The organism is Bacillus sp. AFS001701, assembly GCF_002559405.1.
Taxonomy (GTDB): Bacteria; Bacillota; Bacilli; order Bacillales; family Bacillaceae_G; genus Gottfriedia.
Window position 1 is genome coordinate 1 of the sequence record NZ_NTZO01000428.1, and the last position, 9,629, is coordinate 9,629.

Below are 9,629 nucleotides of genomic sequence, written 5' to 3' on the forward strand. Positions count from 1 at the left end.
GACTATATCCTTAATTAAATAATTTATTAGTTGGTTTTTTAAATACTAAATAGATATACTAAAATAGAGGTGTGATTTACATGCCTCTATTTATTTTTATTTCACAAGTTTCTTTTACTGTATATTTTATGTAATCATGCTATACTATGCTAGAGGTGTTCGAAGTGAATAATAATAGCATTCTAAACTGGATTCAATTTGGGAATATTAGTATTCCTAATATACTTCTCAGTCATTATTCTTCTTTAAACATAAATGAAGAAGAACTAGTCATGATTCTACAGCTTTACTCTTTTCAACAACAAGGTCATACGTTTCCAACACCTACTCAATTAGCAAAGATTATGTCAATAAATGAACAAAAATGTATGGAAGTTATTCGAGAACTTCTAAAAAAAGGTTTATTAGAAATTACGGAAGAAATTGACCATCATAATTTACGTTGTGAGGCATATTCACTTTCTCCGCTATGGTTAAAATTAATTGATTTGACCCAGAATGGTCAACAATCAAATGAAAAACATACTATTCCTTCAATTATTGAACAGGAAGAGGAATCAATTTACTTAGTGTTTGAAAAAGAATTTGGTAGATTATTGTCTCCTTTCGAGATTGAAACTTTAACAATGTGGATGGACCAAGATGATCATAATGAAAAACTAATAAAAACTGCACTTAAAGAAGCAGTTATAAGTGGGAAATTAAATTTTCGTTATATAGATCGTATTCTTTTTGAGTGGAAGAAAAATGGAATAAAGCAAGTAGACCAAGCAATGAATTATAGTAAGCATTTTAGAAAAAAAGAAACAAGAGAACCACAAAACGAAACAAAGTATACAGGATCAATTCCTTTTTATAATTGGCTTGAAAAATAAAGCGAGGACATGCTCCTCGCTTTTGTTTAGTAAGGAGTGTTTTGAGATGTTAAATAAACAACAAATAAATGAGGTTCTTAATATAATTGGTGACATGTTCCCCGATGCACATTGCGAATTAAACCATAAGAATCCGTTTGAACTAGTAGTAGCGGTTGCTTTATCCGCTCAATGTACTGATGTTTTAGTAAATAAAGTGACAAAAAATCTATTTGAAAAATATAAAGAACCTCAGGATTATTTAAATGTTTCTTTAGAGGAATTACAAAATGATATTCGCTCAATTGGACTTTTCAGGAACAAAGCAAAAAATATCCAAAAGTTAAGTGAAATGATTATTAATGAATTTAATGGAGAAGTTCCGCGCACTAGAGAAGAGCTGGTAAAATTGCCTGGAGTTGGTAGAAAGACAGCTAATGTAGTAATGTCAGTCGCATTTAATATTCCGGCAATTGCAGTAGATACTCATGTTGAGAGAGTTTCAAAAAGATTAGCTGTATGCCGTTGGAAAGATTCAGTTTTAGAAGTAGAAGAGACATTAATGAAAAAAGTTCCGATCGAAGACTGGGGAGTAACTCATCATCGACTCATATTTTTTGGTAGATATCATTGTAAAGCTCAAAGGCCGAGTTGTGAGGTTTGTCCTTTACTTGATATGTGTAGAGAAGGTAAAAAACGAATGAAAGTGAAGAAAGTAAATGACAAATAGTATTTATAATGATTTTATCGTTACGCCATTTTATAAAGACAATGTAAATGAACAATTAATCAATGAAGAAATTAAAATTAAAAATAAACCGTTTTTTTATGAAAGCAATCAGATTCTAGTTAAGAAGAGCACTAACATCCCGAATGAAAGCGATGAAATTATTAAAGAGATGATTAATGAATGGAAAGAGGAATCTGAGCACATTTCTAACTACTTTAAACAACGGAATCGAAAACTTGCTAGTGAGCCGATGATAAGAGGCTTAGCTAATTTTATATCAATTCTTACATGGATAAATGGCCAAATGCTGCTTAATTTAAATAATTTATTACTTGAATTAGATAAATTAATAATTAAGCCAATCAATTTAGACGAGCGTATTAGTTTTGTTTTAAATCAACCAGATCACTATCACTCATTCATTCAACTTTCTGGCTTATATACAGAGTTAGAAAAGCTTTATTATAAGCAAAAAATAACCTCCTCAAGATGAGGAGGCTTATTTTACATAGGTACAATGTTTAGAGCTTAATTACATAGAAAAACCTCCTCAAAAAACGAGGAGGTTTTTAATTTATGCAATAATATTGCGTTCCAACTTATTAAATCGATTAGTAGAGTATGAATCTGAGTTATACGAAGTTGGATTCGTATTAGTTGGTTTTGATGGTTTAGTTGGATCTGGTGTAGTAGGTGGTGTAGTTGGATTTGTATTGCCATCTCCAGTTCCGCCACCATTGCCATCACCTGTTCCAGTACCCGTACCGTCACCGTTACCAGTGCCGTCACCGTTACCATTACCAGTGCCGTCACCATTACCGTTACCATTGCCGTTACCATTACCATTGCCATTACCATTACCATTGCCATTGCCATTATTATCAGCTGGTGGGGTAGTAGGCTCTTTGGTAGTAGTTAAATCGACTGTAACTGTAACCGCAGCACTCTTAGTTTCGCCATTAGTTGCCACGATCGTAATTTTTACTTTGTTTCCAGCTACGATACCATTAATTTTTGCTGATGTGCCATTTACTTTTTGAGTTTGGCCTTTAACACCGTTAATATCATAGTTTACTTCAAATGTAGTAGAAGCAAGTAAATTAGAAGGATACTGCCAATTTAGCGAAACACTGCTCGTTTTTTCATCATATTTCGCTGTAACACTTTTAGCTGGATCTAATGTATCTGGTGTTGGAAGATCATCCATTTTTTCACCTTTAATATATAATTCATCTTGAACTTTTACAACTGAACTTGGTTTATGAAACTCAGATGAAGGATCAGCTGTTGCTGCTAACATATCTCTAGCAATATATTTAGCTATATTTGTTGATGTTTTACTTAAATAATGATCTTTTTTATTTGTCTCATATCCAGTCCAAACAGAAACAGTAACATCTGGAGTATAACCAACAAACCAACTATCTCGAGTTGCGTTTGAAGGAAAGCCATATTTGTCTTTTACTTCTTGTGGGTAGTTTGTCGTACCAGTTTTACCTGCCATATCTAGACCAGGTACATTAGCTCGACCACCCGTACCGCCTGGAGCCTTAACAACGTCACGTAGCATATCTGTAATCATATATGCAGTGTAATCGCTCATTGCTTGTTTTGGTTCAGGAGCTAATACTTTTTCTGTTTTATCTTGATAGATTATTTTTGTAACAGCATGTGGTTTTATATAAACACCGCCATTACCAAAGGCTGCATATGCACCTGCCATTTCCATTGCAGATACACCTGTAAATCCACCGATTGCATGAGACTCATAAAAACTGTCTTTTTGGAAGTTAAATCCAAGTCCGTTACCAAATTCACGTGATTTATCTAATCCAACTTGCTGCATTGTTTTTAATGCAGGAATATTTCTTGAACCGATTAACGCCTTACGAATCGATAATTTACCTTTATATGATTTATCAGCGTTTCGAATAGGTGTCCCATCAGAATATTGATATGGCTCATCAACAAGTTGATGGTTAGTAGACCATTTTAAATATTGAATGGCAGGACCGTAGTCTAGGATTGGTTTAATAGTTGAACCAGGTTGTCTTTTAATATCTGTTGCAAAATTTAAACCGCCACTAGTTGTGTTTCTTCCAGCACCTACAGCCTTAATTTCACCTGTTTTAGTGTCAGTTAAGACAAAACCAGTTTGGAAATCATCACTTGGATAAAATTCAGATCCTCGATTAATAATTTCATCTGCTTTATCTTGTGCTTTTGGATCTAAAGTTGTTTCAATTGTTAATCCATCTGTATTTATATCCGCATCACCGTATTTTTTAACCTCATCCATAACGACATCAATGAATGCTTGATATTTTGTTTGGCCACTTTCATGAACTTTAACTATTGATTTCTCTGGAATTGCTTTTGCTTTAGCATACTGGTCATTTGTTATATAACCATATTTTTTCATCTGGCTTAGTACAACATTTCTTCTAGCTTCTGATTGAGCTGGATGTTTTGCTGGATTATAGTTATTTGGGCTTTGTACCATACCAGCAAGTGTAGCTGCTTCAGGTAATGTAATTTTCGATAAATCTTTACTAAAATATGTTTCACTTGCTTTTGCTACACCATAAACTCCACGGCCTTTTAAACCATTTGAGAAGTAAACTTTATTTAAATACATTTCTAAAATTTGTTGTTTAGAATATTTTTGTTCAAGCTGGAATGATAAATACCATTCTTGTACTTTACGTTTAATTGTTTTTTGTGGAGACAAGAATGAGTTTTTGACAACTTGTTGAGTAATTGTACTACCACCTTGTGATCCAAATCCACCAGTAATATTAGCTAAAACTGCGCCAAGCACACGGCGGATATCAACACCTTTATGCTTATAAAAACGTACGTCCTCAGTAGCAATAAATGCATCTTCTACTACTTTAGGAATCTCGTTATATGAAACTTTCGTTCTTTGTTCAGTTCCTAGCTCAGCAATAACATTGCCATTTTTATCTAGAATCGTTGAAGATAAAGGTACTTTAAGCTTTGATTCGTCAAGTTTAGGTGCATCACTTACTAAGTAATAGAAAGTTCCAACTCCCCCAAGAATACAAAGTACCGCTAAAGTTAATATTGATAAAGTAATCTTTTTCCATAAACCTTCACGTTTTTTTGGTTTCACATCTGAAGGCTTTTCCATTTCCATTTGTTTTCGTTCTTGTCGTGAACTATACTCTTTTGCCATTTTTTTGTTTCTCCTGCCTTTCAAATGAACTTAATGAAATTATTAAAATATTAAATTACAAAAAGTTCATCGATACATTTTAAGTAAGGAACAATGATTGGATAACTTGGTTTAAGTAACGTTCCATACTCTTTACATTCTTCTCTAGAAATTGATTTTCTTCCACCATCTGTTTGCCTTTTCCAAAAGGTAAGAATATCAGTTGCTTTCATAAAATAAATTTCATTATATAATGAAAATTTTAATATGACAAACGAAATTCCACCGTGATTCAGTACATTTTCCATATGCTCTATTTGGTGTAAATGGAAATTTTGTAAAGGAAAACTAGTCTTATTGTTGGTTTCCTTAGCTTCAAAATCAATATACTTTCCTTTATAGATGCCATTATAGTCGGTAGTTGATGGTTGCTTAAAATAGGCTTCTCTAATAACTGCAGCACTTCTTTTAGGATAGTCTACTTTTACGATTTGTACAGGTGTTGGTTTTTTATGTATGTTTGCGATGTTATTTGATAAATAATACGTATTAGTAGCATTTAAATCATCTTCAAGGGACATTCCGCGATTACTATAAGTATTATTTGATTTTACTTGTATTTCGTTATTTTTTTGACTTTTTTGAACTACATTATTTCTTCGATTTGGGTAACTTATTGTCATAAAACCAACTCCAACTTAATTTACATACAACTCGTATTATAGCACTAAAACAGATGTTCGTGTAAAAAAATACCAGATTGCTTGGGGTGAGTCAATGAATGCAAACCATGAAAGCTGGAAAGGTTTCATAAAAAAAAGAAGAGAAGATCACAAATTATCACAAGAAGAAGCAAAACTTATTGATTTAATAAAGAAAGAAACAGTTAAATATAATGCAGATAATATTTCCAGAACGATTGCATACCAAGAATATTTTTTAAGACAAAGTGAAATAGAGTGGTCATTTCTTGCAAGTATGGTGTCACGTAATGCAGGCTACAACATGACTGATTTGGAAAATCAAATATTCGTTAATGGACTAAATGTAAAACAAAGAAAACAGCTTTTTATGACGTATGAACGGGCAAATTGGATTATTTTTTTAGATGCATTTCCACAATTACTTCTTTTTGAATATTCAAAAGTGAAAAATAAGCCTTTATTTTATTTATTGAAATATTTTTCAGTATCTAGTTTTATGGAAATTGAATGGGAGAAATATTGGACGGATCGTGATAAGAAAAGACTAGTTTATTCATTGATTATTAACGAACAAAATATGATTGAAAGACCAGTCATTCAAAATAAATTTTTTAAAAGTGAAGTTTTTAATTCTTTAGCATTTAAGCTTCAGGAACAATTAAAACTTAGTTATGTTATTTTTCCAACTAGAAATGGTGAACTATATGGACTTGGTGTTTACCAATTTGAAAATTTAACGAAAAGGATTCAAATTGGTAAACAATTATATTCAATTTTATTTCATGAGGATTTACACAATGAATTTATCGATTTTGCAATGCAAACTATTCACACAGGTAGTAGAAGTGATTATGAAGGGCTAGTTGGAATTACAAGTTCAAATAATCCGAAATTAAGAGATGTTTATCCAATAATTCCTCATACACGAACTGTCGAGGATGATTGGTATACAAATAGTAAAATTTTAAATGAATGGTATGAATATGAGGAAGTAATTAATGGAGATAGTTTTAAGCAATCTTTTTTAATAAAACAAGAGCTGCTTGGTTCATTGTTAAAATTGAAATCGATTTTTCAATAAAAATGCTAGCTTTTTTTCTTTTTTAACTTCAAAAAAAACATTACTAGTTTTAGTTAAAACCATTATAGAACATCCAAAAAATGATAACTTCATCATTAATAATTGTTCATTTAATGTCCGTTTTCCATTTTGACCATTTTATATTTCAACACACTGAGAAAAAAGCTAGCACACAAATGCTAGCTTTTTTCTTTTAAATCGATTTTTCATTAGAAACAATCAAAATCGAGTGGTTCCCAATGTTTATGTAGCAGGGAAATTAGGACCATCTAATTTTGGATTACCAGTTTGTTGACTTTTACTTTTTTCTTGTTTTTTCTTTTTTTCATTTTTGTTTTTTGCCATTTGAAACACCTCCATGTAATATACCTTTCCCAATTCTGTTCCACGTTACAAGTTTTATTGTCGAAATTATAGATGAAAATACCTTTATTCACTTTGTTTAGCGAAATAGTTCTAGTTTTGTCACTAGGGAAGGAGGTAGATGAACTGTTGTTGAATTTAATTTGTATAGAAAATTTAGAAAAATAGGAAGAGGAGTTGAACTGTATGGAGTTAATTCAAAGAGATGATTTTTTTCGAGCAATTGATGAATTTTTAAATGAGGTTGAATTTATTGAGCACTCCTTAGCTTTAAGAATTGATCAAAAATGTGATGAAGAAAAGAATTTACTTTTAAATAAGATCCAGTCAACGACAGTGCATCTTCATCATTTTGAAAAGAAAGTAAGTCAAGCAAAAGAGGGTGGTAGTTGGATCTCAACACCATTTCTAGGAAGACAATTAGCATTTAATATTTAATAAATATATATAAAAGTAAAACATATTTGTTTTGAATGAAGGGATAAGTGAATAATGGAATTAAATAAAGCGATACACTTTTACAATTTAGTAAATGTGTATCGCTTTATTTCTTATAATATTATATTCCAGATTACTAAATTGGCTTACAAGCGCCAAATAGTTCAAGTTCTTTAACTAATTCTCTGTAATGTTGAATAGTAACCTCACCATTTAGGTAATTTTGTTGTAAAAAGTCCATTAATTGATTAAAGTCAGTTGGTTCGAAACTTTTTGATGAAATAAACTTCCTCTTTAATTCTTGTAAAGTCATTATTACCCCTCCAACATTAAAATTTAATTAAAAACTTGTATAACTAAATAAAATGTAACATAAATATTCAAGATTTGAATTTTTTTAAAAATTTAAACTTCCGACATATTATGACAAATAGCGCATAAGATAATAGAAGTAACAGAATAGGCATTTGTAACATATTTATAAATGAGAAAACTTATAATGGATGTGAGAATATGAAATCTCAAATGTTTCCTCCAAATCATTCAGATAACAGTTTTGAATGGTTTAGAAAGCAAAATCAAATGATTGATGAGAATTTTAATTATCCAGAAATGAATCAAATATCTAATGAAAATCAGCGTTACTATGGAAATACAATTCAACCTTTTTCCCAAAACCCTACTATGAATACACTACAACCGCCAGTTCAATCGCAACAGACACAACATGCACAATCGACTCAGCTAACACAACCAGTTCAACCAACACAATCAACACAATCAAGCCAACAATCACAGATGATTGAGCCATCTCCTTATGGGGGACCAATACAAACAGGAAGTTATGATCAAAGTCAAATGCAATATGCAGCACCACAACACTTTTCAATGCAGCAACCTGCTGCAACATTTAACCAAGGGTATCAATACGATCCTAATTATTACGGAATGATGCAAAACCAATATCCATATATGCCAATGTATCCTTCACAATTCGGTAATCAAACGAATTATTTAAGTAGCCCTCAAAATCACCAGTATTCAATGCAACCTCAACATGCTCAAATGTTACAACAAGGTCCATTTACAACTCCACCAATGTTTGCGCCTAGTACACCTTATCCAACTCAACCAAAAAAATTAAACCAGCAAAATAATAATGGTCAATCTTTTCAGTTTTCATCGATATTAAATCAATTTAAAAATGGTTCAGGTTCATACGATGTCCCAAAAATGATGTCTACTGCGGGTCAAATGATGAATACGATGAATCAAGTAGGTGGACTATTTAAACAAATAGGGGTTTTATTCAAATAAAAAAAGCCAGGATCTCCTGGCTTTTTAATCATTTCTAGATAAAGAATGTACGAGCTTGTAGCGGTCTGCTCTGTATACGGTCAATTCGTATTCTAAAACTTTGCCACTTCTTAAATATGTTGTACGATAAATGGCTAATACGGGACAATTCGGCGGAATTTCTAACAATTGTGCTTCTTCTTCAGAAGGCATTCTAGCTTGAATCGATTGATCAGCATATTGAATAGGATCTGGAATATTGGCATTTACATAATCAAAGAATGATTTTTCTAAAACACTTTGATTTAGGTTTGGAGCAATATCGCATGACACGTGGATACTTTCAATCGACATAGGAATTGAGTCTGCTAAACGGACCCGTTTTATAAAATAAATAGGATCGTTTTCTTTTATCTTTAGAATATTGGACAATGCTTTATCAGAATTTAAAATATCAAATTGAACTAACCTACTACTCGGTTTTAAACCTCTCTCAATCATTTCTTCAGTGTAACTATTTAATCTACTAATTTTTTTTTCAACTTTTTGACGACTAACAAATGTACCTTTACCTTTTTGTCTGTAAACAATTCCTTCTTGAACTAAATTATTTAATGCTTGTCGAACGGTCATACGAGATATTTGAAATTTCTCAGAAAACTCTCTTTCTGATGGAATCAATTCATCAGCAGGGTATTCACCTGAAGCGATTTTACATTTTATGTATTCTAATAATTGATGATAAATTGGTATTGGGGAATTTTTGTTAATCATTTTTTACTCCTTGAATTGCATTAATTATCTATATTTAAAACGATTTCATAACTCATTTTAAAGGAATAAAATGCTTTCGGCAATCATTGTATATACTCTAAAAAATCAGAAAATTTAAACTTTTAGTCATTATTAATTTTATTGTTGTGAAATATGTTCAAACCTAATAAAATAAAAAAGTTGACATTAAAGTATATTTAGGATATTGGAG

At 31.4% G+C, this 9,629-nt stretch carries 10 protein-coding genes; 6 read left to right on the forward strand and 4 right to left on the reverse strand.

Annotated features, from left to right (window positions below; translation table 11 throughout):
- Positions 1 to 146: 146 nt before the first annotated feature.
- Genes CN514_RS20540 through CN514_RS20550 form a run of 3 tightly spaced genes read left to right on the forward strand, consistent with a single transcriptional unit; the run spans position 147 to position 2,077 of the window.
- Positions 147 to 875: a DnaD domain-containing protein gene (locus CN514_RS20540; protein ID WP_098234182.1), complete on the forward strand. Its 729-nt coding sequence runs from the start codon at positions 147 to 149 to the stop codon at positions 873 to 875.
- 46 nt (positions 876 to 921) lie between these two features.
- Complete coding sequence (nth, locus tag CN514_RS20545) at positions 922 to 1,584, forward strand: endonuclease III (protein WP_098234183.1); 663 nt, start codon at positions 922 to 924, stop codon at positions 1,582 to 1,584.
- Positions 1,574 to 2,077, forward strand: coding sequence for a YpoC family protein (locus CN514_RS20550; protein ID WP_098234184.1), 504 nt, complete (start codon positions 1,574 to 1,576; stop codon positions 2,075 to 2,077). The genes nth and CN514_RS20550 overlap by 11 nt, the downstream gene beginning before the upstream one ends.
- 81 nt (positions 2,078 to 2,158) lie before the next feature.
- On the opposite strand, the gene CN514_RS20555 is transcribed toward CN514_RS20550, so the two are convergent.
- Positions 2,159 to 4,783 carry a transglycosylase domain-containing protein gene (locus CN514_RS20555; RefSeq protein WP_098234185.1) on the reverse strand — a complete coding sequence of 875 codons (2,625 nt, stop codon included), beginning with the start codon at positions 4,781 to 4,783 and terminating at the stop codon, positions 2,159 to 2,161.
- Between the two features lie 50 nt (positions 4,784 to 4,833).
- Positions 4,834 to 5,445, reverse strand: a complete 612-nt coding sequence (gene recU, locus CN514_RS20560) for a Holliday junction resolvase RecU (protein WP_056466590.1) — start codon at positions 5,443 to 5,445, stop codon at positions 4,834 to 4,836.
- Positions 5,446 to 5,539: 94 nt separating this feature from the next.
- Here recU and CN514_RS20565 point away from each other — a divergent pair, with 94 nt between their 5' ends.
- Both CN514_RS20565 and CN514_RS20570 read left to right on the forward strand, forming a co-directional pair.
- Positions 5,540 to 6,547, forward strand: a complete 1,008-nt coding sequence (locus tag CN514_RS20565; protein WP_098234186.1) for a DUF2515 family protein — start codon at positions 5,540 to 5,542, stop codon at positions 6,545 to 6,547.
- A 549-nt stretch (positions 6,548 to 7,096) separates the two neighbouring features.
- The gene (locus tag CN514_RS20570; protein ID WP_098234187.1) at positions 7,097 to 7,348 is read left to right on the forward strand and encodes a hypothetical protein; all 252 of its coding nucleotides are present in this window, start codon (positions 7,097 to 7,099) and stop codon (positions 7,346 to 7,348) included.
- Between the two features lie 136 nt (positions 7,349 to 7,484).
- Here CN514_RS20570 and yppF read toward each other — a convergent pair whose 3' ends face one another.
- Positions 7,485 to 7,661, reverse strand: a complete 177-nt coding sequence (gene yppF, locus CN514_RS20575; RefSeq protein ID WP_098234188.1) for a YppF family protein — start codon at positions 7,659 to 7,661, stop codon at positions 7,485 to 7,487.
- Positions 7,662 to 7,861: 200 nt separating this feature from the next.
- On the opposite strand from yppF, the gene CN514_RS20580 reads away from it, so the two are divergent.
- A complete protein-coding gene (locus CN514_RS20580; protein ID WP_286141779.1) occupies positions 7,862 to 8,665 on the forward strand; it encodes a YppG family protein in 804 nt (267 codons plus the stop codon).
- A 24-nt stretch (positions 8,666 to 8,689) separates the two neighbouring features.
- Here the strand turns inward: CN514_RS20580 and CN514_RS20585 are convergent, their stop codons facing one another.
- Complete coding sequence (locus tag CN514_RS20585) at positions 8,690 to 9,418, reverse strand: GntR family transcriptional regulator (protein WP_098234189.1); 729 nt, start codon at positions 9,416 to 9,418, stop codon at positions 8,690 to 8,692.
- Positions 9,419 to 9,629: the final 211 nt, after the last annotated feature.